General features: G+C 67.9%; 29 protein-coding genes and 4 pseudogenes. 18 read left to right on the top strand and 15 right to left on the bottom strand.

All coding sequences use genetic code 11. The features are described from left to right. Nucleotides 1-107: 107 nt before the first annotated feature. Both BJF83_RS19060 and BJF83_RS19055 read right to left on the bottom strand, forming a co-directional pair. Nucleotides 108-287 carry a DUF397 domain-containing protein gene (locus BJF83_RS19060; RefSeq protein WP_075927394.1) on the bottom strand — a complete coding sequence of 60 codons (180 nt, stop codon included), beginning with the start codon at nt 285-287 and terminating at the stop codon, nt 108-110. A gap of 5 nt (nt 288-292) precedes the next feature. Continuing rightward, nucleotides 293-1,150: a helix-turn-helix transcriptional regulator gene (locus tag BJF83_RS19055; protein WP_316042309.1), complete on the bottom strand. Its 858-nt coding sequence runs from the start codon at nt 1,148-1,150 to the stop codon at nt 293-295. Nucleotides 1,151-1,522: 372 nt separating this feature from the next. Here BJF83_RS19055 and BJF83_RS19050 point away from each other — a divergent pair, with 372 nt between their 5' ends. From BJF83_RS19050 to BJF83_RS19035, 4 genes and pseudogenes are all read left to right on the top strand, one after another. Further along, on the top strand, nt 1,523-1,714 hold the full coding sequence (locus BJF83_RS19050; protein WP_075927392.1) for a hypothetical protein: 192 nt from the start codon (nt 1,523-1,525) through the stop codon (nt 1,712-1,714). Then, nucleotides 1,711-1,938 (top strand): hypothetical protein, encoded by a 228-nt coding sequence (locus BJF83_RS19045; protein ID WP_075927391.1) that lies wholly within the window; start codon nt 1,711-1,713, stop codon nt 1,936-1,938. Before BJF83_RS19050 ends, BJF83_RS19045 begins: the two co-directional genes overlap by 4 nt. Before the next feature lie 248 nt (nt 1,939-2,186). Then, a pseudogene (locus BJF83_RS19040) lies at nt 2,187-3,181 on the top strand (ABC transporter ATP-binding protein). Nucleotides 3,182-3,253: 72 nt separating this feature from the next. Further along, entirely contained in the window at nt 3,254-4,024 is a 771-nt protein-coding gene (locus BJF83_RS19035) for an ABC transporter permease (protein WP_316042308.1), read from the top strand. A gap of 713 nt (nt 4,025-4,737) precedes the next feature. Here BJF83_RS19035 and BJF83_RS29620 read toward each other — a convergent pair. Continuing rightward, nucleotides 4,738-4,872: a hypothetical protein gene (locus tag BJF83_RS29620; protein ID WP_262391674.1), complete on the bottom strand. Its 135-nt coding sequence runs from the start codon at nt 4,870-4,872 to the stop codon at nt 4,738-4,740. Here BJF83_RS29620 and BJF83_RS29615 point away from each other — a divergent pair. From BJF83_RS29615 to BJF83_RS19025, 3 genes and pseudogenes are all read left to right on the top strand, one after another. Continuing rightward, nucleotides 4,871-4,972, top strand: a pseudogene (locus BJF83_RS29615) (histidine kinase); the annotation flags it as partial. The gene BJF83_RS29620 and the pseudogene BJF83_RS29615 overlap by 2 nt on opposite strands. Nucleotides 4,973-5,040: 68 nt before the next feature. Then, nucleotides 5,041-5,490 carry a hypothetical protein gene (locus tag BJF83_RS29610; protein ID WP_262391673.1) on the top strand — a complete coding sequence of 150 codons (450 nt, stop codon included), beginning with the start codon at nt 5,041-5,043 and terminating at the stop codon, nt 5,488-5,490. Beyond that, the gene (locus BJF83_RS19025) at nt 5,487-6,692 is read left to right on the top strand and encodes a sensor histidine kinase (protein ID WP_075927390.1); all 1,206 of its coding nucleotides are present in this window, start codon (nt 5,487-5,489) and stop codon (nt 6,690-6,692) included. Before BJF83_RS29610 ends, BJF83_RS19025 begins: the two co-directional genes overlap by 4 nt. 16 nt (nt 6,693-6,708) lie before the next feature. Here BJF83_RS19025 and BJF83_RS19020 read toward each other — a convergent pair whose 3' ends face one another. Both BJF83_RS19020 and BJF83_RS19015 read right to left on the bottom strand, forming a co-directional pair. Further along, nucleotides 6,709-7,182, bottom strand: a complete 474-nt coding sequence (locus BJF83_RS19020; protein ID WP_075927389.1) for a hypothetical protein — start codon at nt 7,180-7,182, stop codon at nt 6,709-6,711. Nucleotides 7,183-7,520: 338 nt separating this feature from the next. Beyond that, nucleotides 7,521-8,084 (bottom strand): gamma carbonic anhydrase family protein, encoded by a 564-nt coding sequence (locus BJF83_RS19015; protein ID WP_075927388.1) that lies wholly within the window; start codon nt 8,082-8,084, stop codon nt 7,521-7,523. Nucleotides 8,085-8,485: 401 nt separating this feature from the next. Between BJF83_RS19015 and BJF83_RS19010 the strand changes: the two are divergent. Then, nucleotides 8,486-9,774, top strand: a pseudogene (locus BJF83_RS19010) (cell division protein DivIVA). A 129-nt stretch (nt 9,775-9,903) separates the two neighbouring features. Then, nucleotides 9,904-10,353 carry a GNAT family N-acetyltransferase gene (locus tag BJF83_RS19005; RefSeq protein ID WP_075927396.1) on the top strand — a complete coding sequence of 150 codons (450 nt, stop codon included), beginning with the start codon at nt 9,904-9,906 and terminating at the stop codon, nt 10,351-10,353. Here the strand turns inward: BJF83_RS19005 and BJF83_RS19000 are convergent. Continuing rightward, nucleotides 10,344-11,990 carry an MDR family MFS transporter gene (locus tag BJF83_RS19000; RefSeq protein ID WP_075927387.1) on the bottom strand — a complete coding sequence of 549 codons (1,647 nt, stop codon included), beginning with the start codon at nt 11,988-11,990 and terminating at the stop codon, nt 10,344-10,346. The two genes, BJF83_RS19005 and BJF83_RS19000, sit on opposite strands and share 10 nt — an antisense overlap. Before the next feature lie 193 nt (nt 11,991-12,183). On the opposite strand from BJF83_RS19000, the gene BJF83_RS18995 reads away from it, so the two are divergent. Both BJF83_RS18995 and BJF83_RS18990 read left to right on the top strand, forming a co-directional pair. After that, on the top strand, nt 12,184-12,783 hold the full coding sequence (locus BJF83_RS18995) for a TetR/AcrR family transcriptional regulator (protein ID WP_075927386.1): 600 nt from the start codon (nt 12,184-12,186) through the stop codon (nt 12,781-12,783). Between the two features lie 207 nt (nt 12,784-12,990). After that, nucleotides 12,991-14,591, top strand: a pseudogene (locus BJF83_RS18990) (amidohydrolase family protein). Here BJF83_RS18990 and BJF83_RS18985 read toward each other — a convergent pair. After that, nucleotides 14,581-14,898, bottom strand: coding sequence for a hypothetical protein (locus BJF83_RS18985; RefSeq protein WP_075927395.1), 318 nt, complete (start codon nt 14,896-14,898; stop codon nt 14,581-14,583). The pseudogene BJF83_RS18990 and the gene BJF83_RS18985 sit on opposite strands and share 11 nt — an antisense overlap. Before the next feature lie 149 nt (nt 14,899-15,047). Here BJF83_RS18985 and BJF83_RS18980 point away from each other — a divergent pair, with 149 nt between their 5' ends. Further along, entirely contained in the window at nt 15,048-15,335 is a 288-nt protein-coding gene (locus BJF83_RS18980; protein WP_075927385.1) for a DUF6412 domain-containing protein, read from the top strand. Between the two features lie 80 nt (nt 15,336-15,415). Continuing rightward, nucleotides 15,416-16,114, top strand: coding sequence for a membrane protein insertase YidC (yidC, locus tag BJF83_RS18975; protein ID WP_075927384.1), 699 nt, complete (start codon nt 15,416-15,418; stop codon nt 16,112-16,114). A gap of 195 nt (nt 16,115-16,309) precedes the next feature. Here the strand turns inward: yidC and BJF83_RS18970 are convergent, their stop codons facing one another. From BJF83_RS18970 to BJF83_RS18955, 4 genes are all read right to left on the bottom strand, one after another. Beyond that, nucleotides 16,310-16,930, bottom strand: coding sequence for a superoxide dismutase family protein (locus BJF83_RS18970; RefSeq protein WP_075927383.1), 621 nt, complete (start codon nt 16,928-16,930; stop codon nt 16,310-16,312). A 64-nt stretch (nt 16,931-16,994) separates the two neighbouring features. Then, complete coding sequence (locus BJF83_RS18965; protein WP_083678605.1) at nt 16,995-17,390, bottom strand: DUF3291 domain-containing protein; 396 nt, start codon at nt 17,388-17,390, stop codon at nt 16,995-16,997. 242 nt (nt 17,391-17,632) lie between these two features. Next, nucleotides 17,633-18,802, bottom strand: coding sequence for a site-specific integrase (locus tag BJF83_RS18960; protein ID WP_075927381.1), 1,170 nt, complete (start codon nt 18,800-18,802; stop codon nt 17,633-17,635). A gap of 1 nt (nt 18,803) precedes the next feature. Beyond that, entirely contained in the window at nt 18,804-19,406 is a 603-nt protein-coding gene (locus BJF83_RS18955; RefSeq protein WP_075927380.1) for a hypothetical protein, read from the bottom strand. 138 nt (nt 19,407-19,544) lie between these two features. Here BJF83_RS18955 and BJF83_RS18950 point away from each other — a divergent pair, with 138 nt between their 5' ends. Beyond that, on the top strand, nt 19,545-19,706 hold the full coding sequence (locus BJF83_RS18950; RefSeq protein WP_075927379.1) for a helix-turn-helix domain-containing protein: 162 nt from the start codon (nt 19,545-19,547) through the stop codon (nt 19,704-19,706). A gap of 12 nt (nt 19,707-19,718) precedes the next feature. After that, the gene (locus BJF83_RS26960; protein WP_143831983.1) at nt 19,719-20,294 is read left to right on the top strand and encodes a hypothetical protein; all 576 of its coding nucleotides are present in this window, start codon (nt 19,719-19,721) and stop codon (nt 20,292-20,294) included. 1,088 nt (nt 20,295-21,382) lie between these two features. On the opposite strand, the gene BJF83_RS18945 is transcribed toward BJF83_RS26960, so the two are convergent. The 4 genes from BJF83_RS18945 to BJF83_RS18935 all read right to left on the bottom strand — a co-directional run bounded on the left by BJF83_RS18945 (nt 21,383) and on the right by BJF83_RS18935 (nt 23,912). Next, nucleotides 21,383-21,934: a pentapeptide repeat-containing protein gene (locus BJF83_RS18945; RefSeq protein WP_075927378.1), complete on the bottom strand. Its 552-nt coding sequence runs from the start codon at nt 21,932-21,934 to the stop codon at nt 21,383-21,385. 9 nt (nt 21,935-21,943) lie between these two features. Next, a complete protein-coding gene (gene amcA / locus BJF83_RS27990) occupies nt 21,944-22,114 on the bottom strand; it encodes a multiple cyclophane-containing RiPP AmcA (RefSeq protein ID WP_187347184.1) in 171 nt (56 codons plus the stop codon). Further along, nucleotides 22,101-23,213, bottom strand: coding sequence for a cyclophane-forming radical SAM peptide maturase AmcB (gene amcB, locus BJF83_RS18940; RefSeq protein ID WP_075927377.1), 1,113 nt, complete (start codon nt 23,211-23,213; stop codon nt 22,101-22,103). The genes amcA and amcB overlap by 14 nt, the downstream gene beginning before the upstream one ends. A 354-nt stretch (nt 23,214-23,567) precedes the next feature. After that, complete coding sequence (locus BJF83_RS18935) at nt 23,568-23,912, bottom strand: hypothetical protein (RefSeq protein WP_143831982.1); 345 nt, start codon at nt 23,910-23,912, stop codon at nt 23,568-23,570. A gap of 110 nt (nt 23,913-24,022) precedes the next feature. Between BJF83_RS18935 and BJF83_RS29605 the strand changes: the two genes are divergently transcribed. From BJF83_RS29605 to BJF83_RS29595, 3 genes are read left to right on the top strand one after another with little or no spacing between them, the layout of a single operon-like run. Continuing rightward, on the top strand, nt 24,023-24,262 hold the full coding sequence (locus tag BJF83_RS29605; RefSeq protein WP_316042307.1) for a helix-turn-helix transcriptional regulator: 240 nt from the start codon (nt 24,023-24,025) through the stop codon (nt 24,260-24,262). Beyond that, entirely contained in the window at nt 24,259-24,939 is a 681-nt protein-coding gene (locus BJF83_RS29600; protein ID WP_394329364.1) for a DUF5753 domain-containing protein, read from the top strand. Before BJF83_RS29605 ends, BJF83_RS29600 begins: the two co-directional genes overlap by 4 nt. Beyond that, a complete protein-coding gene (locus BJF83_RS29595; protein WP_394329363.1) occupies nt 24,905-25,027 on the top strand; it encodes a DUF397 domain-containing protein in 123 nt (40 codons plus the stop codon). Before BJF83_RS29600 ends, BJF83_RS29595 begins: the two co-directional genes overlap by 35 nt. Nucleotides 25,028-25,577 lie beyond the last annotated feature (550 nt).

Genomic DNA, 25,577 nt, shown 5'->3' with positions numbered 1-25,577 from the left:
GAAGGTGTAGAGTGCGGTCAGAAGGGTGTCCAGGTCTCGTGTCACAGCAAGACTCTCGGGCACCCTTCGCCATGTCCGTAACCAGTTCAGACATCGGAACCACTCATCTAGCTCGCCCGGCGGAGTACCCGGAGGACTGCCCTCCACTCCCCGTTGGGGAACCCAAGGTGCCCGGCCGTCCTGTTCTGGGTATCGCGGATGAGCGTTTCGGCACCCTCCGACACCTCGACGCACGCGGCTTCGTTGGCGCTGCGGCTGGACTTGTGGAACTCACGGGATGGATGCACGACGCCTACTTCCAGTCGGTGATCATGCTCTTGATCAGATCGATGCTGGCCCTACCGGACAGGGAGTCAGCGGCGACGTCATCCAGCGCGAGCCGGTAGTCGGCCACCTGCGCCGGGGAGTCCAGATAGGTACCTCGATCACGCGTTTCCAGGCAGACGAGGCTGGGATCACGCTCATCCTCGTAGTCGAGGAGCACGGTGGACCCGTGCATACAGCCGTGCAGGCCCACGCTGATGGGCAACACCTGGAGCGTGACCGTCTCGGCGCCTTCGGCGACGTCGACGAGGTGCCGGAGTTGGTCGCGTGCGAGATCCGGAGCCACGGACAGGCGGAGGAGGACGGCCTCGTCGAGGACGCACCGGAACTCGGGGGCGTCCGGTCGAGCGAGGAGCTTCTGCCGTTCCGTCCGGGCTTCGACGATGCGCTCGATCTCCTCTTCCGAGCGGCCCAGTGAGGCGCGAGCGGACGCGGCGGCATAGGCCGGGGTCTGGAGCAGCCCGTGTACGACGATCGGGTGGAAAGCCGTGATGCGGCGGGCGCGAGCCTCGAACCCGACGTAGCCGTCGTCGAGGACGTCCTCGTACTCGTACCACCAGGGCCGCTGCCGGGCCTCCTTGCGCAGTGCGAGGAGCGCGTCCCTGCGGGCTGGGTCCTTGACCTCGTAGAGGTCCAAGAGGGCTTTGAGCGCCGACACGTCTGGGACGGAGTGGCGGCCACCCTCGATGTGGTTGAGGCGACCGGACGACCAGTCGAGCGCGAGGCGTGCCTCCTCGATGGTCATTCCGGCGGCTTCGCGCATGCTCCGAAGCTCGGCGGCGAACCGGCGCCGCTCGATGCTCGGTCGGTCTTTCTGTGCTGCCACGTCTGCCTTCGCTGGGTCGGGTGGTGCCTTCTGGATCATAAAGCTCCTACTCGGAAGCGGTCATTTCGGTCAGTCTGACGATGTCCTATTGACCTGTCAGTCTGACACGGTCATTAGGGGTCTCGTAGTTGTCCCCGTCGGACCACCCATCCGGCGTCAACCCTCTGTGCCCAACAGGAGGTCGCCCCGTGCGATACCTGCGCAACCTGATCCTGAGCCTGTGGCCCCCACCTGTGGACGCCACGCCCGCTCGAACCTGCCGTCCGCCTCGCCCGGCGGCGGCCACCCGATCCCCGGCCTCGTCCCCCGGTTCCCTCGCGGGAGTCCGTCGCGCCGACTCCGCCGGCCCCGACCCCGCCACCCCCGACCCCGGTGGACGACCCCACGCTCGCGCGCCCCTACCTCCTGGTCGCCGAGCTCCGCCGGACCGGGCGGCCCGACGTCCAGGAGCGCCACGGCATCCTCGCCGCCGACGTGACCGCGCTGGAGTCCGGCGACGTGGAGGCCGCGACCGACATGCTGCGCTCCGCCGCGCTTCCCGGACCGCGACGGGAGGCGCCATGACGCGAACCCGGCGCTCCGGAGCCAAGGCACGCGTCGCTGCGGCCATCCGTGGACGGTGGGTCATCAGCGCGCACGACGGCGGCCTGCTGGCCCAGCGCCGGTTGTGCCTGCCCGAACTCACCGACGACCAGCGTGCGCGCGGCATGGTGAACCGCGTCGAAGCCCCCACATGGGACGATCTGGACCACCTGCTCGCCGAGCAGGCCCGCCTGTCCCACCTGTAGACCGGCCGTGCCCCGGATCCTTCCGCCACCTCGGGGCACGGCCGATTCCGCGTCGTCGCGGCGTCAGGCCGGGGTCCGCCCCCGCACCCCTCGCTCCACCCCGAGCTCGGCGTACAGCTCCCGTTCGGGGGCGGGACACGGGCCCCGGAATGTGACATGTGTCAGTGCCGCGGCCGGGTGGTTCCGCACGGCGAGGCGGTGACAACGGTGTCTGGTCCGCGTGAACGCGCTTCGCGAACATGGTGGACATGACGACGACAGCGCACTCCGCGACCCCCGACGCCCCGACGAGCGCCGCCACCGGCGGACCCGCCGTGGTCGTCAGCGACCTCCGGCAGCACTACGGCGACTTCGAGGCGGTCAGGGGCGTCTCCTTCGAGATCCGCCCCGGCGAGCTGTTCGCCCTCCTCGGAACCAACGGAGCGGGCAAGACCACCACCATCGAGACCCTGGAGGGGTTCCGCCGCCCCAGCTCCGGCACCGTCCGCGTGTTCGGCGAGGACCCCCACGGCCAGCCCGCCGCGATCCGCGAACGCACCAACGCGGTCCTCCAGGGCAGCGGCCTGATGGACGACCTGACCGTCCGGGAGACCGTCGACCTCGCCCGCGACCTCGCCGCCCGGCCGCGCGGCGCCGGGGAGGTCCTGGACATGGTGAGCCTCACCGACAGGCGCGCGGTCGCGGTCCGTCAGCTGTCCGGAGGGCAGAAGCGCCGTCTGGACCTCGCCCTGGCCCTGGTGACCACCCCCGAGGTCCTCTACCTCGACGAGCCGACGACGGGCATGGACCCCGAGGCGCGGATCGAGACCTGGCGGATCATCAGCGACCTGAAGAAGGACGGCGTGGCGATCCTGCTGACCACGCACTACCTGGAGGAGGCCGAACGGCTCGCCGACCGGCTGGCGATCATGCACCGCGGCCAGGTGCGCGTCGAGGGCACGCTGGCGGGCGTGCTGGAGGGCTGGGGAGACCGGGTGGCCTTCGCCGTCCCGGAGGACGTCGGCACGGACGACCTGCCCGCGCTGGAGGGCGCCGACCTGGCCGTGGAGACCCGGGACCAGGCCCTGTGGGCCACCTACACCGTCAGGCGCGGCGACGTGGCCGACCGTGCTCACCACGCGGTCGGGGCCCTCCTGGCCTGGGCCGGGGAGCGGCGCACGACCCTGCGTCACCTCCAGGTCCGGGCGCCTCCCTGGAGGACGTCTTCCTCAGCGTCGCCGACGGCTCCGCCGACCTGGTCTGACCCCGCCCCACCCCTGACTGACCGCCAGCCCCCGCGCCAACCCCGGCGCCCTCCATCCCAGGAGCCACCACCATGAGCCCCACCACCGCGCCCACCGCGCCCACCGCCCGGCCCTCCCTGCACTGGATGCGGCGGACGCTGCGGCTGACCCGCACCGAGTTCACCCTGTTCGTGCGGTACAAGACCGCCTGGTGGATCCTGTCGATGCCGGTGCTGCTCCTGGTCCTCACCTCCCAGATGCCCGCGACCGAGGTGCTGGACGGTGTCAGCTCGTCCGAGCTGACCATGGCCGGGATGCTGGGCGTCACCGGCGTGTTCGTCGGCGTCGGCCACGCCTCCAACGTCTTCGCCGCCCGCCGCGAGTCGCTCGTGCTCAAGCGGCTGCGCGTGAGCGGAGTCCCCCCGCTGGTGATCTTCGGCGCCGCGACCGCGGTCATCGTCCTCTTCTCGCTGGCCGTCGCCGTCGTCATGGTGGGCCTGATCGCCCTGATGCTCGGCGAGACCCCGGGAGACCCGCTCATGCTGGCGGTGGCCGTGGCGCTGAACGCCGCCGTGATGACCCTGGTCGGACTGCTCGTCACGCCGTACGTGCGCAACGCCGAGAGCGCCCAGATGGTGTCGGTCCTGCCGATGATGGTCCTGCTGTTCATGGGCGGTGTGTACTTCCCCGTGGACCTGCTGCCCTCGGGTGTGCGCCACGTGGTCGAGCTGCTGCCGGTCGCCCCCACCGCCCAGCTCGCCCAGGCCGCCTACACCGGGTACGACGTGTTCGGCGGGCAGGCGGGCGCGAGGCGCCCGGCTTCCTCGGCCTGTGGATGGCGGCGCTGCCCGAGGTGGGGGTGATGCTGGTGTGGATGGTGCTGCTGTCCCTGCTGGTCAAGCGCGTTTTCCGGTGGGACCCCCGACAGTCGTGAGACCAGTCCCCGACCACCGCGGCGCGGCGGAGGCGCTCCCTCCCGCGCGCCGCACGCGTGCGCGGAGGAGGGAGCGCGGGCCCCGATACTCGAAGGGGGCCGGCGGATGCCGGGCCGTCACCGGAGGCGGGGAGGAAGCGTGGTCGGCGACGTGAGGGGAGACCACGGCGCGGACGGGCACTACGGGTTCAAGCTCAGGGCGGCGCGGATCGTCATCCTCTTCATGGTCCTCAGCGCCGTGTCCGGAGTGCTCGTCTGGCCGGTGCTCGACCTCCTGGTCCGTGCCGACCTGGAGCACCCGCCTCCCTGGCCGCCGGCCCTGTCCCTGCTCCCCGCCGTGCCCGCGACCGTGATCCTCTGGGGCATCGTTTGGCGACGGATCAACGCGCGGCGGAGGGCGAACCCGTGGGCCTACTGGGGATCGCTCGTGCTGGTCTGCGCGACCTACGCGCTGATGGCCAACCCGATGTTCGCCCTGTTCACGGCCGCTGTCTGGTGGGGACTGGCCGTGTTCGCCGCCCAGTCCCGGCGCGCGGCCAGGGTGTCCGTCGCCATGGCCGCCCTGACCTGGCTGTACCCGCTGCTGTCACCCGGGGAGGTCTCGGCGGCGCTGTTCGCGGTGATGTGGGTCGTCGCTTTCGCTCAGACGCTGGTGCTGGCGGGCGGCTCCGCCGCCAGCATCGGGCTGTGGGACGCCACGGTGGACGCGGTGGAGGGCCAGCGCGCGCGGGCCCGGTTGGCGGTGACGGAGGAGCGGCTGCGGTTCTCCCGTGACATGCACGACCTGCTGGGGCACGGTCTGTCGGCGCTCGCGGTCAAGTCCGAACTGGCCGGGCGTCTGCTGGAGTCCGCCCCGGAGCGGGCCGCGGCCGAGATGGCGCAGGTCCAGGCGCTGGCCCGCACCTCCCTCCACCAGGTGCGGTCCGCCGTGAGCGGGTACGCGAGGTGCGCCTGGCCGACGAGGTGGAGTCGGCGACCGCCCTGCTGCGCGCCGACCGCACCGAGGCCGTCGTCACGGGGCTGGACGGGCTGGACCTGCCTCGGGACACCCAGACACTGGCCGCCTGGGTGGTGCGCGAGTCGGCGTCCAACGTCCTGCGGCACAGCGACGCCACCCGGTGCCGGATCGGGTTCACGTCGACCGTGGACCCCGGCACGGGGACGGAGACGCTCGTGGTGGAGGTGGCCAACGACCGGGCGGGAGGCGCGTCCAGGGATCGGACTGCCTTCGGCAACGGCCTCTCGGGGCTGTCCGAGCGGGTCGCGGCGGGCGGCGGCGCGCTGTCGGCCGCGCGGACCGGGGACGGGGGCTTCCTGGTCCGCGCGGTGCTGCCGGTGGGACGGCGGGCGGCGGAGAGCGTGCGGACCGCCCTGGCGGAGGGGGGACCGCGATGACCGCCGCACCCGACACCCGGGGCGAGGACGCCGAGGGCACGGGAGCCGACCGCAGGGTCCGCGTCGCCCGGTGGGCCCTCGTCGTGTCGATGTGCCTCGCCGACGCCCTGCTCGTCTTCTTCGCACTGGTCGACCTGGCGTCGGCGGCCATGGAGGGGGTCGCTTCGTGGCCCTCCCTCGCCGCCCTGCCCCTCGTGGTGGGGGCGGTCGTCACGCTGCACCTGCTCTTCCTGGGCAGGCTGGACGGACGGCGCGAGCCCGCCCCCGGCCCGTACTGGGGGTCGGTGGTCCTGATCGTGCTGGGCTGCGCGGCGCTCCAGGAACCCCACCACCGCGTGATGGTGATCGCGCTCTGGTGGGCGATCGCCGTGTTCGTCGCCTCGCGCCGCAGGGGGCTGGCGGTCAGCGTGCTCGCCCTGGCGCTGCCCTGGCTGCTGATCCCGGTCACCCAGGCGGACGTGCGGGTCGTGTCGATCCTCGTCACGTGGGGGCTGGGCATCGTGTACGCGCTCATGATGTACGTGGGCACGCTGACCTGTGTGTGGCTCTGGGAGATCGTGAACGACGCGGTGGCCGGTCAGCGCGCGCGGGCCCGGTTGGCGGTGACGGAGGAGCGGCTGCGGTTCTCCCGTGACATGCACGACCTGTTGGGGCACAGCCTGTCGGCGCTCGCGGTCAAGGCGGAGCTGGCCTCGCGGCTCGCCGAGCGGGACCGCGAACGGGCGGCCACGGAGATCGCCGAGGTCCGGGCGCTGGCGCGCACGTCGCTCGCGCAGGTGCGCTCGGCGGTCAGCGGCTACCGGGAGATCGGCCTGGCCGAGGAGGTGGAGTCCGTGCGCGCGGTCCTGCGCGCCAACCGGACGGAGGTCACGGTCACGGGACTGGACGGCGTGCACCCCTCGCCCGGGGCCGCGTCACTGGCCGCGTGGGTGGTCCGCGAGGGCGCGACCAACGTGTTGCGGCACAGCGACGCCGCCCGGTGCCGGATCGTGTTCACCCGGACCTCGGACGCCGCCGTGGGACCGGAGGCGCTGGTGGTGGAGGTGTCCAACGACCGGGCGCGGTCCGGCGAGGGGCGAGAGGTGGCCTCGGGCAACGGCCTGACCGGGCTGTCCGAGCGGGTCGCGGCGGGTGGCGGCTCGCTGACGGCGGCGCGGACCGGGGACGGGGGTTTCCTGCTGCGGGCCGTCCTGCCCCTGTGAGCGGGACCCGCCCGGCTCAGACCGACCAGGGCCGGAGCAGTGCCGTCCGGGACGCGCGCGGTGCGGGCGGGCCGGCGCGCGGCGGCACGAAGGGGTGGGGGAGCGTGGCCGCTCCGGTCACGGGGGTCGGCGCTGGCGGCTGCGGTGAGTCGGGCAGTCGGCGCGGTCCCGAAGGCAGACGGCGCGTGGTCGGCAGCGGTCGGCCGCCGTCGGCTCCGCCGGGGCGGAGGCCGGGCGGCGGGGGAGCGTCCTTGGTGTCCGGTGACCGTGCCCCGACCGTGGCGGCGGGCGGCGACGGTCGGGCGGGGAGGGTCGCGGCCCGGCGGGAGCGGACCACTCCGAGGACGCGGTCGATCTCGGTCGGGCTGAGCGGTCCGTCCGCGCCGGCCACGGCGGTGAGCAGCTCGCCGTACAGTTCGATCTCGTCCAGCGCGACGTGGTCGTGGAGACGGTGGGGGCCGCGCGGTCGGGCGCCGGGGTCGTGGTCCACGTGCGCACACCTCCCGGATGACAGCGGTGCCGCGGGGTGGTTGACGGCACGCCCGCTACCGGTCCGGCGTGGCGCGGGCGCGACGGACCCTGACCACGGGGCGTGGGCCCCCCAGGCTACGCGGGGCGCGGTCGGTCGCACATGACCCGTGCGGACCAGTGTTCAGGGTCACCCGGTCTAGTCAGGGGTGGAACCACACCCGTCCCTCCCGTTTCACAGACCGGTACTCTCGTCGGTTCGCCCGGGTCGGACGCCGACCGACGGCCGGAAGCGGCCCCGAGGTCCGGCGCCCTGGCCGCTTCGTCGGGCCCCGGCGCTCGGCCGGGGTCGGCGGGCGGTCAGCGCCAGACGACGTCCCGGTGCTGGACGGCGTAGCCCGCGTACGCGGTCGGGGTGTACTCCAGGACGCTCCGGTCGCCGTCGTTCAGCTCCCGGACGACCCTGCCCGGCACGCCCGCCCACAGCGTGTCCGGCGGCACCGTCTTGCCGGGAGGGACCAGGGACCCCGCGGCCACGAGCGCGCCCTTCCCGACACGGGCGCCGCCGAGGACGATCGCGCCGATCCCGATGAGCGCGCCCTCCTCGACGACCGCCCCGTGCACCATCGCCCTGTGGCCCAGGCTGACGTCGTCGTGCAGGATCGCCGGCTGGCCGGGGTCGGAGTGCATCCCGCACTGGTCCTGGATGTTCACCCTCCGGCCGACCACGATGTCCTCGGTGTCGGCGCGCAGGACCGATCCGTACCAGACGCTGCTCTCGGCGCCGAGCCGTACGCGGCCGACGACGACGACGACGGCGCCGGGCGCGATCCACGCGCTGGGGTCGATCTCCGGCTCGCCGAACGCAGCCCCGCCGATCATCGGTCCTGGGCCGCCCGGGCGACCGTGGGGCGTGGTGTTCATTTCAGGTCCTCCATACGTGCCGTTGACATTCGGGCTGTCCGTGTATGCGTGATTTTCGGTAAAGGTGGGGAAGGAGTTGACCGCTCAGCCCCCGCCCGGGGATGATCGCGCTTACCTTAGTAAGAACGTGACCAGCGGCCACACGGTGATATACCCGTCGGGGATATTGACGCGATCGTGTCACCTGGGTCTACCGTGGGCGCCTGGACGGTGTCCACGACGTGAGGTTCCGTGCGTGGCCGGTTCCCCCATCCGGTCGGCGCGGCGGAGCGGGGCGGCCCGAGGGCGCGACCCGGTTCACGGGTCCGACGGGTGTCTCGCCGACAACTGGGTACGGGGCAACTCACCTTCTGCGACGTGCAGTCGGACGGTGTTAAGGACATGAAGGGCACATGAGCGAAATGTTGCCGGGCGGCGGACTGCAACAAGACAGGTTCCCGACGGTGCGCAAGGGCGGCTACGACAAGGCGCACGTCGACGACTACTTCGTACGGATGGACAACCAGTTCAAGGACCTCCGCGAGCGTTTGCAGCGGATGGACGACGAGCTGGAGCAGTACAAGCGCGACCTCGCGATCGCTCGGGAGAAGGCCCAGGTCAAGCCTGAGCACGAGCAGATCAGCGAGCGGATGGCCGAGATCCTGAGAATCACCGAGGAGGAGGCCGCGGACCGCCGTGCGAAGGTGGCGGCCGAGGTCGAGGAGACCAGGAAGAAGGCCGAGGAGGAGATCGCCAAGCGGCGCAAGGACTCCGAGAAGGAGGCCGAGCGGATCGTGTCCTCCTCGCGCACCGAGGCCAACGAGATGGTCTCCAGCGCGAAGGAGGAGGCCGACCAGCTCCGCGAGCAGGCCAAGGCCGAGGGCGACCGCCGTCTGAACGAGGCGGAGGCGCGGGCCAAGAAGATCCACGACACCGCGGACCGCAGGCTCGCGACCCTGACCGCGACGCACGCCGAGGCGCTCCGCCGGCTGAAGGACATGCACTCGACGCTGGCCGATCTGGTCGCCGCCGAGGACAAGGCAGGGGCGCTGGAGACGGGGCTGAGCCGCGAGGAGAACGTCATCCCGGCCTCCGACCCGAAGGCCAAGGCGGCCAAGCCCGCAGCCGACTCCGCCAAGGAGCCGAAGGAGCCGAAGGAGGCGAAGGAGCCGAAGGAGGCGCGGCCCGCGGGCGCGGCGAAGGCGGTCCCGGGGACCCCGCCGGTGCCGGTGGCCAAATCTGCGGAGGCGGCCAAGCCCGCCGACGGCCCGAAGCCCGCGGACACGTCCAGGCCCGCGGCCGACAAGCCGGGGTTCGGTGACGAGGCGACCACGAAACTGACGCCGGTCACGCCCGGGTCGGACGAGGCGACCACGAAACTGACGCCGGTCATGCCCGAGGCGGACGATGCGACCGTTCGGATCACGCCGGTGTCCCTGCCCGGGCAGGCGCGCAGGAGGGTCCCAAGGGTCCCGACGCGGCTCCGCGCCCGCCGCGGGCCGCCGCTCCGCCCACCGGCGCTCCGGTGCACGGCGTCCCGGCCCCCGGTGCTCCGGCCCCGGGCGGTCCCGGCACGCCGAGCGGACCGCACAAGCCGACCACGCCTTCCGGCGAGGCCGCGGACCGGGACGTCACCGGTGTCTACCACCGTCCGGAGCCCCCGAGGCCGCCGAAGGGCGACGAGGGCGTGCGAATCTTCCGCAGGGAGTAGCGCCCGCGGCCGTACCCGGAACGGTCGGTTCAGGGGGCGGGACCAGCGGTCCCGCCCTTTGGCGTTTTATGGCCAGTTGTAGGCCGACGTCCGCCTTGTCGCAGGCTGTCGGCTACGATGCCGTCAGCCATGATGATACGCGCGGCCATCCGGTCCGACCTTGGGGCGATTCTGCGACTGCTCAGGGAACTCGGCGACCCCACCGACACGAGGAGCGCACACGTGCGCATGTCCTCCGCGGCCGTGCGCGCCTGGACGCGCATGGAGAGCGACCCCGACCGCACGGTGCTCGTCGCCGAGGAGCGAGGGCAGATCATCGGCACCCTGGACCTGCTGATCGTGGCGAACCTGACGCACGACGCTCAGCCGTGGGCCGTGGTGGACAACCTCGTGGTCGACCCGCAGCGGCGCGGCCGCGGCATCGGCCGGGCCCTGATGGACGACGCCCTGGACCGGGCGACCAGGGCCGGCTGCCACAAGATGGAGCTGCTCGCCCACGAGAGCCGCGACGGCGCCTCCAAGTTCTGCGCCTCGCTCGGCTTCGACGCCTCCCACGAGGGTTTCCGCCGCTACCTCTGACCGTCCGGCTCGGGCGCGTTGCCGCCGCGCAGCGGCACCCCGCGCATGCACAGCACCGCGGCCAGTCCGAACACGGCGACCGGGACGCCCGCGACGAACACGCCCTGCATGGCGTAATCGAACGCGCCCACGACCACCTCCCGGACCGGTTCCGGCAGCGAGTGCACCAGCTCCGGCGACCCCTGCGCCGCCTGGGCCGCGCCCGCCCAGTCCGGAGCCGCTTCGCCCGGGGCCGTCTCGCCCGTGGGCGCCGCGCCCGCCGCCGCGCCCAGTTCCGCGTTGAGGCGGGCCACCATCACCGCGCCCAGCGCGGCCACGCCCGTCGAGCCGCCGAGGTTGCGGAAGAAGGTGAGGGTGGCCGTCCCCGACGCCAGGTCGGAGGTGGGCAGGGCGCTCTGGGCGGCGAGCAGCAGGAGCTGGAGGTTGAGCCCGATCCCGAGCCCGACCAGGGCCTGTCCCGCGACGACCGTGGCCAGGCCCGGTAGCGCCGGGCTCGCGCTGAGGACGGCGAAGCCTGTGACGGCCAGGACCATGCCCGCGACCGTGTAGCCCTTCCACCGGCCGTTCCCGCTCACCGCGAACCCCGACCCGATCGACGTGACGAGGAACGCGACCACCAGCGGCAGGGTCATCAGTCCGGAGACCGTCGGGGACATGCCGTGCACCATCTGGAGGTACTGGGGCATGTAGATGATCAGGCCGAACAGCATCACGCCGACGCAGACCGACCCGGTCGAGGCCAGGACGAACGTGCGGTCGCGGAAGAGGCGGGTGGGGATGATGGGGTCGGCGGCGCGCCGTTCGACGAGGGCGGCGGCGACGGTGAGCAGCAGTGACCCCGCCCCCAGGGCGAGGGCGGTCGGCGAGGTCCAGGGGATCTGGGTGCCGCCCAGGCTGAGCAGGACGATCAGGGTGCTGGCCGCGCTGAACACCAGCCCGGCGCCGAGCCAGTCGACGGGCGTGCTCCGGCGCGGTCTGGCGGGCAGGTCGAGCATGACCTGGATGACGGCGAAGGCCACGACGGCCAGCGGAACGGTGATGAGGAAGCACCACCGCCATCCCAGCGGGCTGTCCACGAGGAACCCGCCCACCAGCGGGCCCAGGACGGTGGAGACGCCGAGGACCATACCGATCAGGCCGCTGTACCGGCCGCGCTCGCGGGGCGGGACGACGTCTCCGAGAATGATGTTGGGCAGCGTCGCCAGGCCGCCGATGCCCAGTCCCTGGAGCGCGCGGGCCGCGATCAGGGCGTTGACGTCCTGGGCCGTGCCCGCGGCGAGCGAGGCGACGATGAAGACGCCCAGCGCGATCTGGAACAGGAGCTTGCGCCCCCACACGTCCGAGAGCTTGCCCCAGACGGGCGTGGACGCGGTCATCGTCAGGAGGGTGGCGGTGGCGACCCAGGCCAGGCGGTCCTGGCCGCCGAGTTCGCCCATGATCGTCGGCAGCGCGGTCCCGATGATCGAGTTGGTGAGCATCGAGGTGAGCATGGCCAGGACCAGACCGACCATGACGCGGCGCACGGTCCGCCGCGTCGTCGGGGCGTCGGCGGTCGGGGCGGGAGGGAGCCGGGGCCCGGGTTCCGTCGGGGGGAGCCCGCCTCCGGGGTCGCGCTCGCGCCGTACCGACTGCTCCATGGGTTCCCCGAATCCGGACGCGACGAAGGCCCGCGGCTGACTGCCGGGGGTGGGGCGTCCGTGATCCGGTATATGTAAACGCTGTTGACCTGTCAAATCATGATCTGTGCCGACGAATCGGTATGCGTCTGGGTGGCGAAGGTGTCAACCTGGATATCTGGGAGTCAGTCCGCGTCCGCCGAAGGGTGTGCACATGGTCCGTCCGGAGGAAACCGGATGCGGTTCCGCGCCGACACGCGGTCGTGAGGCGACGCGCGCCCGCATCCTGGAGAGCGCCCGGGAACTGTTCACCAGTGAGGGGTACGGCGCGGTCTCGTCGCGGATGATCGCCGCGCACGCGGGGGTCAACGTCGCCCTGATCAACCGCTACTTCGGCGCCAAGCGCGGGCTCCTGACCGAGATCCTGCGCGAGGACGGTGTCTTCCCCGGTCTGATCGAGGGCCAGCCCGACACCCTCACCCGGCGCCTCGCCGAGCACGCCGTCGGTCGTCTGCACGGCGAGGGCACGGCGCTGCAGCGCGCGCTCGACCACTCCTCGGGGGACCCCGACCTCCAGGCCGTGTACCAGGGGCGGCTCAAGTCCGCCATGCTCGACCCCCTCTCCGCCTACCTCGGCGGGGAGGACGCGCCCGTGCACGCCTCGCTGGTGGCGGCCGTGCTGCTGGGGCTGACCCGGGTGCGGCTGATCGAGGGCGCGACGGCGCTGCGGGACCACGACCGGGCGCGGCTCACCGGCCGGGTCCAAGCCCTGTTGGACCTGTGTCTGGAGGAGTGGGAGGCGGGCGAAGGCTGACCCGGAGGCGACGCGGGACCGGGGCGGGGTCGTGCCGGCACGCGCATCTGCCTGAGACGGTTCACGTGCCGCGTCACGGGCGTCATAACCGGAGAGTAATAGGAAACAAACTTAACGTATCTGGTGGGTACGTCGTATCGTGGTCACACCGGAACACGGCCGGAGGCTCGCCGACCGGGTGCCGCGCGCACCGCGAACGGAGGAACAGTGCAGTCCGAGACCGTTCTCACCGGCGGACGCGTGGTCGACGGGACCGGCGTCCCCGCCCGCGCCGCCGACGTCGTCCTGGCCCACGGCCGCGTCCGCCACATCGCCCCGCCCGGAACCGTCCGGACCACGGGTGAGGTCGTCGACGTCGGCGGGCTCGTGGTCGCCCCGGGCTTCGTCGACATGCACGCCCACTCCGACCTCGCCGTGCTCGCCGACCCCGCCCACGAGGCCAAGGTCCTCCAGGGCGTCACCCTGGAGGTCGTCGGCCAGGACGGACTCGGCTACGCGCCCGTCACCGACGCCACCGCCGACGAGATCAGCGACCGCATCGCCGCATGGAACGGCACACCCGACCTCGACCGCTCCTGGCGCGGCGTCGGCGAGTACCTGGACCTCGTCGACCGCGGCGCCCCCGTCAACGTCGCCTGCCTCGTGCCGCACGGCAACGTCCGCATGGCCGTCGTCGGCGACGGCGACCGGCCGCCCACGCCCGACGAGACCGAGCGGATGCGCGCGATCATCGCACAAGGCCTGGACGAGGGCGCGCACGGCCTCTCCACCGGCCTGACCTACACACCCGCGACGTACGCCGACGACGACGAGCTCGTCGCCCTCCTCGAACCCGTCCGCGCGGCACACGGCTACTACTGCCCCCACCACCGCAACTACGCTCCCGGGTCGTCGAGTCCTACCAGGAGTGCCTCGACGTCGCCCGCCGGGCGCACGTGCCCCTCCACCTCGCGCACTGCCACGTCAACTTCCCGCGCAACCGCGGCCGCGCCCCCGAGGTCCTCGACGCCGTCGACGAGGCCACCGTCCGCTACGGGCTCGACGTCACCCTGGACAGCTACCCCTACACGGCCAGCGCGACCTACCTCGCCGCCCCGCTCCCCAGCTGGATCCAGGAGGGCGGTGCGGCGGCCACCGTGGCGCGCCTGCGCGACGACGAAGTGCGCGCCCGCGTCCTGCACGAGATCGAGGTCGAGGGCACCGACGGCAACCACGGCGTCCCCCTGGACTGGTCCACCCTGTTCGTCACGGGGGTCGGCGACCCCGCGCTGTCGTGGGCGGTCGGCTCGTCCGTCGCCGACCTCGCCGACCGGCGCGGAGGCAAACCAGGCGAACTCTACCTCGACCTCCTCGTCGTCGACGGGCTGCGCTCCGGCTGCCTGATGGACGTCGGCAACGAGGAGAACGTCCGCACCATCATGCGGCACAGCTCCCACACCGCGGGCAGCGACGGAATCCTGGTCGGCGCCCGGCCCCACCCGCGCGGCTGGGGCACGTTCCCCCGCTACCTCGGCCACTACGCGCGCGACCTCGGCGTGTTCACGCTGGAGGAGTGCGTGCGCCACCTCACCTCGCGGGCCGCCCGCAGGCTCGGCCTCGCCGACCGGGGGGTGGTGCACGTCGGAGCCGTCGCGGACCTGGTGGTGTTCGACCCCGACACCGTCGCGGCCGGAGCCACCTACCAGGAGCCCCGCCGGGCCCCGGTGGGGATCGAACACGTCCTCGTCGGCGGCGAGTTCACCGTCCGGGACGGCCGCCGGACCGACCGCCTGCCCGGCCGGTCCGTGCGCAGGGGCGTCAGCCGATGACGATGGCTCCGGCCAGGACCGGGACGCCGAACCGCACGGACCCGTTGCCGGAGGCGAGTGCCCGACTGCCCTGGCAGCTGGTGCCGGAGAAGAGCGCGAACCGGACGCCCGCCTCGGTCTCCACCTCCACGACGCCGCCCTGCCCGGTCCTGAGGGTCCTGCAGCCGCCGTTGCGGACCGTCTGCTCGAACCCCGACTCGAACGTGACCCGCACGGTGGACGCCTCGTCCTCCCTGTTGGTCAGCCCGGAGACCGCTCCGGCGATGGTGGCGGACATGGTGGCGAGGTTGGCTGGGCGGATCGGCACGGGGTTCCCCTCGTCGTCCGTGCCGGCGCGGGCACGGGGATTGTTGCTCTGTGTCATTTAGCTACAGGATCAGGCGACAGGGCGGGAGCTCCGACGGAGTGTCGGACGATTGGTAGACTCGGGCTGACCGAGCCGAGGAGGCGCCCACCGTGACCCTTCTGCTCGCCGTGGCCGAGGCACTCCTCCTGGGCCTGTTCCCGACCGAGCTCGTGCCCCTGCCGGGCGCCCTCGTCCTGCTGGCCGCGGTCGGCGCGGTCCTGGCCCTGCACTTCCTGGGCGCCCTCGCCCCCTGGCCCGCGGCCGACTCCGCGAGCGCGGTCGCGCGTGCGATGCGCCGCCGGTCCAAGCGCCTTCCCGTGCTCACACTCCGTGACCCGGACGCGGCGGGCAGACCCCGCCCCAGAGCCCCGGGACCGGCCCTCCCGGCCGCTCACTGACCCCTCCCGCGCGTTCCGCGCGCCCGTTCTCCGAGCGGCCACACGTCTGAACCACCCCACCCAGACGAAGGGCCTCACCCTTGTACGGATTCGGGCCGATCGCGGCCGCCGTGTCCCTGTTGTCGGCGGTGCTCGCCGCCCTGACCGCCTTCCTCGCACCCCTCGTCGGAGGGCTCGCCGCCGGAGCCGCCGTCGTCACCCTCACGATCCTCGTCCGACTGCTCCTCCTCCCGCTGGGCGTCGCCCAGGTACGGGCGGAGAAGGCCCGGGCCCGCCTCGCACCCCAACTGGCCGAACTCACCGCCAGGTACCGGAACGACCCGGCCAGGCTGGTCGACGAACAGCGGCGGGTGTTCGCCGAGGCGGGGACCTCACCGCTGGCGGGCTGTCTGCCGAGCCTGGCACAGGCGCCGGTGCTCCTGTGCGTGTACGGAGTGTTCACCGGCGCGGCGGTGGCGGGCGAGCCGCTGTTGGCGCACACGTTCCTCGGTGTCGAACTGGGGGCGACCCTGGGCACGAGCGCGGACGGTCTCCAGGTCGCCCCGGTGTTCGCTGTGCTCCTCGCCCTGCTCGCCCTGGTGGCGTGGGCCAGCCGCCGCTACCTCATGCTGCCCGCCATGGGGAGCACGCCGTCGCCCATGACGGGAGCGGTCTCGTGGATCGGCTTCACGACCGTGGTGTTCGCGGCCTTCGTGCCGCTGGCCGCCGGGCTGTACCTGCTGACCACGACGGCGTGGACGCTCGGCGAACGCCTGCTGTTGCGCCGTCTGCTGCCCTGACACGGGGCCGTCGCCTGGCGGCGGCCTCCGGGCGCGCCAGGCGGGCCACGACGAGCAGGAACAGCCCGCAGGCGGCGACCAGGACCCGCACCGGACGGGACGGGTGCGCGCGTCCCGTCCGGGGCGGGTCCGGCGATCATCCTTCCCGCCCGCGATGCCGAGGGCGGCCCGTGCCGGAACCGCACGCCGCCGGGGTCAGAACGCCACGGTGACGCAGGCGAGGCGGGCTCCGGCGTCGCCCGCCTCGCCCGGTTCGGTCATGGTGTGGTGGTCGTGGAGGACGAACGAGTTGGCCTCGCCGTCGCGGAACTCCCACGGGACGGTGGTCGCGGCGAAGCCGTTGCCGTCGTCGTCGCTGGTGAAGTCCAGCCACACCTCGTTCTCGGGGTTGGCGTAGGCGGGGTCCGTCGAAGGCTCGCCCTCGCTCGCGGCCGGGTCCGGATCGTTCTGGTAGTGCGGACCCGCGTCCGCGGGGTCCTCGCCGCAGGGCCGGGTGTGCACGTGCGCACCGAAGTCGCGGTTGGGCTCCAGGCCCGTGCCCATGAACTGCACGTACGTCTCGCCGTCCTCGACGCGGACCTGGATGTCGGAGGTGGCCCCCTCCGGGACGGCGGTCTCGTCGTAGGTGATGGCGGCCTCGCTCTGGCCAGGCGGCATGAAGATCGACGCGGTGACGCTCGGGGAGGCCGTGGGGCGCAGGGTCGGCGCCTCCGTGGCCGCGGTGCCGTCCCCCTCGGTGTCCGTGCCGTCGTCGGCGCATCCGGTGGCGACGAGCGCGGTCAGTACCAGACCGACGGTGAGCGAGGTCGTGCGCATGACGGGACTCCCGGTGTGATCGCAGTGGTCCACCGCAACGTTACCCAAGGTATCCCTAGGATAACTAAACGTGCGAATCGCGGTGCGTCGGGGGCGGGAAGGGGGACCTGGGATCGAAGGCCTCGGGGGAGGGGCCGTTTTCGCGCGGCAGGTCGAGTCGGCGCCCGCCCTCCCCGACGGAGGGGATCGTACCGGCAGGGATCCACCACAGCACCACGTACGCCTCCCGCATGGGTCCGAACCACGCACGTCGGCGGAGGAGGAAGTCCAGGTGCTCGGTGCGGTAGGAGAAGCTCCACAGGGCGTCGACGTCCTCCCACGCGGAGAGGTTGATCAGGAGGTCCTCGCCGGAGGGGCGCGGGTGGGCGGCGTCCTCATTGCCGTCCTCCCTGAACCGCCAGACGAAGCCGGGGGAGGCGTCGGCGAGGGCGTGGGCCGCGTCGATCGGGGCGTGGTCCATGCGTCCATCGTGCGTCCGCCGCCCGACCCGCCGCGGGGTGGCAGACTGGAGCCGACCCACGACCCCGGCCGAACAGGCGACATGCGAACCATCAGACGCGGCGGCGAGCACGAGACCGAGATCCGCAGATCCCGGTTCATCTGCGCCATGTCGTGTGGGGGAGCAAAACCAGGGTCTCTACCTGGGGTGGAACCGTCATGACCCCCGCTGGGGTCAGCACGAAGTCAGCACGGTCCCAGAAGTCATGACTCTTCCGCTTCTCCGGAAGGCTTGCCGAACACGGCGTTGAGGGTCGTACGTGCCCGCTCGCCAGAGGCGGGGATGTAGTGCCGGTAGGTCCGGTAGGTCACGTTCACGTCCTTGTGGCCCAGCCAGGATGACACGTCCGTGAGAGGCACGCCAGCGGCCAGAAGGGTCGTGGCGTAGTAGTGGCGTAGGCCGTGGGGGTTGAAGTCCTCTGGCAGGCTCTCAACCTTCTTCACCGCACTCTTCCAGGCGTCCCGGATGTTGTTGTTGTGCACGTACCCGCCCTTGCGGCGCGCCTGCACCAGGTAGCCGCCACTGTGGGTCTCCCGCTGGGCAGCCTCGGTGATGGCCTCACGTGTCCAGTCCGGGAGGGGGATGTTCCGGAAGTCGCCCGGTTTGCGATGCTTGAGCGGGCCGAGGAAGATTTCTCCGTCCTCCCTCACGACCTGTTCCTTCACGCGGTAGAGGCCAGCGTCTTCGATGACGTTCCCCTCATTGACCGCCAGGGCCTCACTGATGCGCAGGCCGCAACCAGCCATGAGAGGGATGAGTACCTTCAGGTAGTCCGGCATCACCTTGTAGAGGGCTTCCACCTGGTACGTCTCCGGGACCCAGATCTCATGCACATCCACATCAGGAAGCCTCATCCCCCGGACGGGTGATTCTGAGATCCGCTTGTCCTTCACGGCCTCGGAGAAGATCCCTGAAAGGGTCTGATGAATGTGCTTGACCGTGGTTCCCGACAGATCAAGCCCCCAGAGAAGATCCTTGAGTCTCTCCCGCTTCAGGGAGGAGATGGGGGCATCACCGATCTCCGGATAGATGTGCTTGGTCAGGTAGCTTCGATACGTCTTCCTTGTTCGATAGGAGACATCGATCTGTGTGAGCCACTTGTCCGAATACTTTCGGAAAGTGATGCTACCGGCCTTGGGGTCGACGAAGGCGTCCAGGTGGGCGCGCTTGTCATGCTCAATCTTGAGCGCGTAGTCCTTGGCCTTCTGCTTCTCGTCCGGATTGAAGGACTGTTCACGCTGTCTGCCCTGCCTGCCCCCGGAAGTCCGGTAACGGACTTTCCAGGAGTGCGGGCACTTGTCCCACTTCCGTTCTTTGCCTCTGTCAGTCTTCGCGTCGTCGGCACAGTCGCACTTCTTGAGAAGCTTCGCCAACTTAGCAGCCTTCCTTGTTGAGTCTGGTCAGGATCTCTTCTGCCTTCTCGGAAAGAATCGCTGACAGCCGATTCTGACTGTGTTCCATCTGGATCAGATAGCCCTTTTCCCTCGCCCGGCGAAGGCGAGAGCTAGCCGTGTTCTTGGACACGCCCCAGGCTTGGGCCATGACTTCAATGGGGCGACGTTCGTTGGATTTCACCAAGCGGACGTATTCGCTGGCGACGCGCGCGTAGTCCTCAGGCGTTGAGATGCGTTCCGGAAGGGGCGCGGGAAGGCTCTCGGGGCTGAGTTCCGAACGGATGCGGTTGACCCAGTAGGTGATGACCTTCCGAGCCTCCCCGAGGGGGACAGACCTCATCATCTCCGTCGTGATGCCGTCGCTCTGGTTGGCGGCGTCCTCGCTCTCCGCCAACAGGGTGACGCGGGTAGGTCCGTTGTACGGGGCGTGTACGTGAGCCTCCACCACTGCCACGCAGCCCTCTGTGAGTTCGTAGGTGGCCTTGAGGATGGCGGGCTCTCCCCCTGGCTCGTAGGCGTACAGCTTCCAACCTGCCGGAAGCTCCCAGCCGTAGGCACTCGGGTCTAGTTCGTGGTAGTTCATGCATCGACCATAGCACATGGTGCTTGACAGGTTCCATGTCTCATAGCTAGAGTGCACACGATCCTTGGCTGGGGTCATGTGCAGGTTGATAAGAGAACAGAGGGTGAGTGCGTGGCGAGTGGCGGCAGCAACCGACTGATGTCCCCGGTAGAGCTGGCCGAGTACCTGAGCGTTCCGAAGCAGAGCATCTATGAGCGCTGGCGGATCTGGGGGCTCAAGCCCATCAAGGTCGGAAAACATCTCAGGTTTCGGGAACGTGACATTGAGAACTGGCTAGAGGCCAACCGAGTGAGCTACTAGAGAGGGGAAGCCATGGAAGTCCAGCCAAGAAGGATACTAGAAATAGCGTATGCAGATGCGGTCGTCCTGTGGCAGAGGATGGTATTCAAGGAGTTCAAGAAGACAAGAGGCTTACTCAATGGGGAAGATTGCACGCGCAACGCATTGCATTTGAGCACTGCGATTTCGTGGTACATCAATGGGAGAAGCAACCTATCCCAAGTCGGGGTTACCAGAATCGCCCAAGATCTAGGGTTCAGTGGAAACGGCCACAATCTCTATGGGCAACTCGACATCCTTCTAGAATCCGGAGTCTTGACGCAGCGAGGAAAGAAAGGTCGTGCGCCACGCTTGGCGCTCTCGGTTCCATGTGTTCTTGTGGATGAGCTTGCAGGGACGAAGAACGATGGTTTCCGGGCGCTCACGGAATCTCTGGCCCCGGAAGTCGTTGACGTGGTCGACCTCGGAGAGGCCCCGCTCAGGAAGGCTCTCTCAGCTCTACAGGTTGGGGAAGGCGGGGAAGAAGCAGAGAAAGACCGGAATTTGTGCACACATGAGGCGGGCTGCATCTGCTGGGGGTGCACGATGGTTGCGGAGTCCACCGTGTAGCGGTGTCTAAGCAGGAAGGAGTAAGTAAGGATTATTTAGCTTGGAGCCTCAAGCTCCAAGCGCTAAGTAAGTTATTAACACATACGGCCAGGGGTCTACCCTGGCGTGTTGTTTTATATGGACTCTCCGACTTGAGGTCTCCGAGTCCTGATAGACACAGCCATGTTGAGATGGCCGTGTCATGGAACCTCCAGTTCCACATCTCCGAGTATCCTCACTCCGTTGCCGCTGCAAGGACGTCAGAACAGAGCACCTGGACCAGCTAGCGGAAGAGACAGAGGCGTTTCAGGACCTAGAGGCCAAGCGACAGAGGGTAGAACGAGAAAGGGATGTCTGGAACAACCGTCACTAGTAATGACGGTTACCACCATAACCCCGCACCCTTTGAACTGAGAGTAAGAACCCTTCCGGATCTTGCCAGGTCACACCAAATACCCCTCGGAAGAGTATTAAACTGAGAGTCACGAAGTAGATTATCTACCCTGAAACCAAGAAGGCCCCGACAGCGCCAACTGTCAGGGCCTCTCTTATGTCATGAGGTTATGAGACGTATTGCCGATAAGGCCGTCGTTCACGATGAACGCCCGGGGTTGCTTGGAAGCGTTGTGCGCTTCCCACCACTGGGCAGAGCCGAAGGCGTAGGGAGCCCTCACAGGCCGGGAGTAGGACCGGACACGGGTAGACCTCTTCCGGGTAGCGCATGAGGGGCACTCAGAGGCCCCGTGGGGCACTGGGGAGGCCGGGGAGAGGTCTTCCCTCTCGGAAGCCTCCTGAGAGGCTGTCAGAGCCTCCAGGGACACGCCCGGGTAGGCCAGGGACAGCAGTCCAGCGCAGAACGCGGACAGCGCACGACTGATATGGTCGTTCATAGCTCTTCTTCCTGGTGATAGCAGGTTGAGAGTCAGGCCCCGGACTGGCGTTGGCGCGCCTACCGGGGCCGTTCTGTTTTTGGTTGTGCAGGGACACACTACAGGACAAGGCTTCTAGCGAAGCGGAACCCCTCTCGCGTGTTCAGGGACAAGGGGAAGGCGACTCCCCGAATCAAGGACGGATGCCAGGGAGCCGCCGTTTTCCTCTCCCCCGGCTTGTCAGACCTCGGACACCTTGAGTCCTAGATCCTTGGCGAAAGCGTCGAACAGTTCCGGGAGTTGGTTCGGGGCCACGTGTGCCCCCTTGAGGGATGAGACACCGATGATTCCGGAGACCTCACATCCCCGGATGTCCGTTCCCGCCATCTTGACGGAATCGAACTCAACGCCACTGAGTGAGCAGTCATCGAACACGGTGGAACCCAGATCTCCACCCGTGAAGATCGCTTCTCGGAACCGACAGTTCACGAAGGCAACACTTCCCTTGGCACGAAGCCTGTTCAGGGTGGCATAGTCGAACTGGCATCCCTGAAACAGCACATCCGAGAGGGTCACGTCTTCCATCGTGAGCCCCATCATCCGGGAGTCAGCGAACACCACACGGGAGAGTTCGACCTGTTCCCACCTGTGGGACGAGAGGTCAACCCCACGGAACTCCGTGTTACTGACCTTCTCGCCCTCCAAGGGCGTACCGAAGGGCCACGAGGACACGGGGGTCTCATCCTCGCTGGGGAGAAGGACCTTGGCCCCTCGGACTTCCTTGGTTTCCATGCCTGTTCCCTACTTCTTCTTGTCCCAGTTGTCCCAGTCAGAGCGGTTGTCCCAGTTGCGACCGCGCTTGTCCCAGGTGTCGCGGTTGTCGAACTTGCAGTCAACCAGGGGCACCGCGCCCACCGTACCGAGGAGCGTGGTCACACGCTCGCTGGTCTCCAGGCCCTCAAGGACGTTCATGGTTCTCCTTCACGTGATCGTTCAGGGCAAGCACAAGCTGTTGCTTGCTCTGCCTGCAATAGTTGGTCTCGGTTGCGGTGAAGTCCTCCAACTCGAAATAGCGGTTACCGGCTTGTCCCCCCTGGCAGAACGTGAAGAAGTCACAGGACTCCCGACAGTTCTGCACACCTGAAATAAACTCTTGGATATAGGGAACCGTGTGTGCCCTGCCGAGCATGTTGGAAATGCTCTCCCTCAGAACGTTTCCCACGATGAAGTCACCGTACTTGGGTGCTTTCACTCCGAGGAGTTCAGGGGAGAGAAGAACAACGTTCCCATCCCATGACACGGCGGGTATGGGGTCGATCTTCGCGGAAGTCCACCGCTGCCTGTTCCCGGCCTTGACGTCGGACAGATAGCCGAACAGCCTTCGGGCCTCTCGGGAATGTAGAGGGCTACTGCTGTTGATCCTGTCGAACAGCGCACGCCAGAACGCCCGTACTTCATCCAATGGGGCTGTCTCGCGATCGTTGTTCGATCCCTCTTCTTCCTCGATGTTGAAGCCGACGCTTTCAGCGTCCAGGCCCTCGAAGAACTCAAAGAGGGAGTCAGGGTTTTTCACTGTTTCCCTGGTGACAACACAGATCACGGAGAAACCCAAGCCGTTGCGCTTGAGGGTGTTGATTCCTCGCATGGTCCGAGTGAAGGTTTCCCTTCCCGACCAATCCACCCTTTGGGAGTTGGCGACAGCAGGACCATCAAGACTGACACCCACGTTGAAACCGTACCGTTGGAAGAACCCACACCACCTGTCGTCAATCGTGGTGGCGTTGGTCTGCACGAAGTGAGTGACCTTCCCCTCTCGCCTCAAGGGCTCGAAAATATCGCACATCTTGGAAAAGTGTTCAGGACGAACCGTGAGGGGTTCACCACCATGCCAGACCAGATCCACCGATTCCCCTTGTTCCGCAACACTGGCTGCAAGGGCCTCTACAACGGGAAGAGCCATCTCCCGGCGAGTCTTCCTCTCGCTGGCCCTGATGTAGCAGTATTCGCAGTTCAGGTTGCAAAGGGCCGTGGGTTGCAGGACCAGAGTTCGAAATCTACTGCCCAAGGCCATGGGTTTCTTCCTTCCTGATGATCTTTGCTGCACAGTCTTGAGGCCGGTTTCCGAAAACCTTCACCCATTGCCGCGAGGAGCCAAGGAAGAGGTAGTTTCCGTAGCACATGTTCACGGTCACCATTCCTTCCCCCCAGCCACAATGAAGACTTGGCCCATGAGTCCCGTTCGCCGGAATGATGTAGCTCTGAACTCCAAGCTTGGCCAGCTCCTCACGGAGCCAGGAAAGAGAAGCTTCCCTAGGATCTCCGGGATTCATAACGTCCTCTCTTACTTGAAGTTCACAACGACAGCATTCCAGTCATGACCTGAATCACCCTGACCGCCTATGGCTTTCTAATCTCTCGGGATCTTTCATGACACGTTCACCGTGTAGATGACCATCTCAAGGGCCTTGGAATAGAGGACCACCGGACAAGCGCGCTCTTCCCCGTTCGCGCGCTGCCACATGTAGAGGTCTTCCGACACCCTTACGACAACAGGGCTCTTCGTCCACGGAATGGACTCATGCAGTTCCGGGGGTTCCCCGGCCTGCCAGTCCCGGGGGTTGTCGGACTCAAGGGTGTTGAGATCCTGAGCACGAACAACAGCGATCACCTGACGCCCCATAAGTCCCATTTGCAACTCCTTCAACTTCAGCAGTTGCCAGCGCCTAGCGTCTCCTAGCGCTGTAGTCGCCACAACAACTTCTTTGGTCATGCCTCGAAGGTGTCACTACACATGTCCAGAAGCCATGAATCCAGGTCAGGTGCATAGATGTTCTGGCCACCCGTGGCCAAATGTTGTCGCCGTGTGGTTGACTTGTTGTCATGGCCCAGAGCACCCCTCAAGAGAACCCGGCCATGAGGAAATTTGGCCGAGAACTAGCACGCTTGCGCGGTTTGTCTGGAATGTCCCAACGGGATCTAGGCAAGGCAACCAACGTCTCCGGCTCATTGGTGGGCCACTACGAACGAGCCGAGCGGAACCCAAACACGGAGTGGGTTAAGAAGGCCGATGAGGCCCTAGAGGCTTACGGCCAACTCCTCAAGCTGTGGCCGGACGCGTGAAGAGCAACTATCCTGAGTACGCGGGAACCTTCATGGAGGCCGTTCCTCAGGCGTCACTCATGAGGGACTACCATCCCTTGCTGATCCCGGGTTTGCTTCAAACCCAGGGGTACGCTTTCGCTCTTCTTCGTGCAAGCAACCCGATGGAAACAGAAGATTATGTTTCCTCTCTTGCGGAGAAGCGAATAGAACGCCAAGAAGTAGTTAGCGGGTCAGACACTCCCGTCATTTGGGCGATCATCACTGAGAGCGTGATTCGTAGCCTTGAAGGAGATCCGGAGATCATGGCCGAACAGGCCGATCACCTGCTTAGACTCATGAGGGAGGGGCGGGTACGCCTTCAGGTGATCCCTGCTACAGTCCGCTTCCGCGACCACCCCGGCCTAGACGGACCCTTCACCCTCTTGTCACTGCCGGACCACAGAGAGGTTGCCTACGTTGAAGGCCCCGGATCAGGCTCCCTAGTCAGTGACACGAAGACCGTGGAGAAACTATCTCTCAAGTTTGGCATCTTGCAGAGTGTGGCACTCCCCCCGGAACAGACAAAAGAATTCCTCAAGAAAGTTCGAGGAAAGGTTGATGGACACAAGAAACTGGCACAAGTCGAGCTACAGCAATGGGGACGGGGGACACTGCGTCGAAGTGAAGGAAACTCCGAAGACAGTGGAGGTCCGTGACACCCAGAACAGGAACCTCGGACACCTGAGCTTCGCACCTACCGAGTGGGCTTCCTTCCTTCAGGATCTCAAGGGCGACAACCTGTAGAGATTCCGGAAGGAACCCCCCTTGCCAGAATGCCCACCTTGGCCCCGTCCCCAAGGTGGTTTCTGTTCCTCCAATTTTTCCACCCTGCCAGCACTGCATGTGCGCAGGTCATCGCACATGGACTCTCAAGAATCACGAAAACCCCAGACTCGTATACGGAGACAGAACCCAGCCCCCGGCGGGGTCTGAGAAGTTTGCCTATGGGTATTACCCCAGGTATGCAACGGGGCCTTATTGGATATCTCTCTTTCCTGGTGTGCTTGTTCTTGCCCTCAGGACTCTTAGATCTCAGCTTGAGCCTGACACCTTCCAGATCTTTCCCTTGTGAGGACAGGGATAAGAAACACTCTTCCAAGGGTTCTTAAGAACACGTGTGTTCTCCTTGGAGATGACTTCTTGTCTGCATAGACAGTCTTCTTATGCCTGTTCTACTTCTCAGGAGTGAACACGGCTAGGTCCTGTCTGGAGTTTGGATCACGAGTTCGGGAGATCGCCTGCGGGCCGGGCCCGGCTTTGATAGAGCAATAGTCATGGCACGAGGCGATCTCAC

The organism is Nocardiopsis sp. CNR-923, from assembly GCF_001942255.1.
Lineage (GTDB): Bacteria > Actinomycetota > Actinomycetes > Streptosporangiales > Streptosporangiaceae > Nocardiopsis.
This window is presented reverse-complemented; position numbering and strand designations above follow the sequence as displayed.

Coding starts and splice junctions, on each gene's coding strand:
- BJF83_RS19045 (WP_075927391.1), top strand. CDS start 1,711: ATGACGCGAACCCGGCGCTCCGGAGCCAAGGCACGCGTCGCTGCGGCC.
- BJF83_RS19035 (WP_316042308.1), top strand. CDS start 3,254: ATGAGCCCCACCACCGCGCCCACCGCGCCCACCGCCCGGCCCTCCCTG.
- BJF83_RS29620 (WP_262391674.1), bottom strand. CDS start 4,872: ATGTCACGGGAGAACCGCAGCCGCTCCTCCGTCACCGCCAACCGGGCC.
- BJF83_RS19025 (WP_075927390.1), top strand. CDS start 5,487: ATGACCGCCGCACCCGACACCCGGGGCGAGGACGCCGAGGGCACGGGA.
- BJF83_RS19015 (WP_075927388.1), bottom strand. CDS start 8,084: ATGAACACCACGCCCCACGGTCGCCCGGGCGGCCCAGGACCGATGATC.
- BJF83_RS19005 (WP_075927396.1), top strand. CDS start 9,904: ATGATGATACGCGCGGCCATCCGGTCCGACCTTGGGGCGATTCTGCGA.
- BJF83_RS19000 (WP_075927387.1), bottom strand. CDS start 11,990: ATGGAGCAGTCGGTACGGCGCGAGCGCGACCCCGGAGGCGGGCTCCCC.
- BJF83_RS18995 (WP_075927386.1), top strand. CDS start 12,184: ATGGTCCGTCCGGAGGAAACCGGATGCGGTTCCGCGCCGACACGCGGT.
- BJF83_RS18970 (WP_075927383.1), bottom strand. CDS start 16,930: ATGCGCACGACCTCGCTCACCGTCGGTCTGGTACTGACCGCGCTCGTC.
- BJF83_RS18965 (WP_083678605.1), bottom strand. CDS start 17,390: ATGGACCACGCCCCGATCGACGCGGCCCACGCCCTCGCCGACGCCTCC.
- BJF83_RS18955 (WP_075927380.1), bottom strand. CDS start 19,406: ATGAACTACCACGAACTAGACCCGAGTGCCTACGGCTGGGAGCTTCCG.
- BJF83_RS18950 (WP_075927379.1), top strand. CDS start 19,545: ATGTCCCCGGTAGAGCTGGCCGAGTACCTGAGCGTTCCGAAGCAGAGC.
- BJF83_RS26960 (WP_143831983.1), top strand. CDS start 19,719: ATGGAAGTCCAGCCAAGAAGGATACTAGAAATAGCGTATGCAGATGCG.
- BJF83_RS18945 (WP_075927378.1), bottom strand. CDS start 21,934: ATGGAAACCAAGGAAGTCCGAGGGGCCAAGGTCCTTCTCCCCAGCGAG.
- amcA (WP_187347184.1), bottom strand. CDS start 22,114: ATGAACGTCCTTGAGGGCCTGGAGACCAGCGAGCGTGTGACCACGCTC.
- amcB (WP_075927377.1), bottom strand. CDS start 23,213: ATGGCCTTGGGCAGTAGATTTCGAACTCTGGTCCTGCAACCCACGGCC.
- BJF83_RS18935 (WP_143831982.1), bottom strand. CDS start 23,912: ATGACCAAAGAAGTTGTTGTGGCGACTACAGCGCTAGGAGACGCTAGG.
- BJF83_RS29605 (WP_316042307.1), top strand. CDS start 24,023: ATGGCCCAGAGCACCCCTCAAGAGAACCCGGCCATGAGGAAATTTGGC.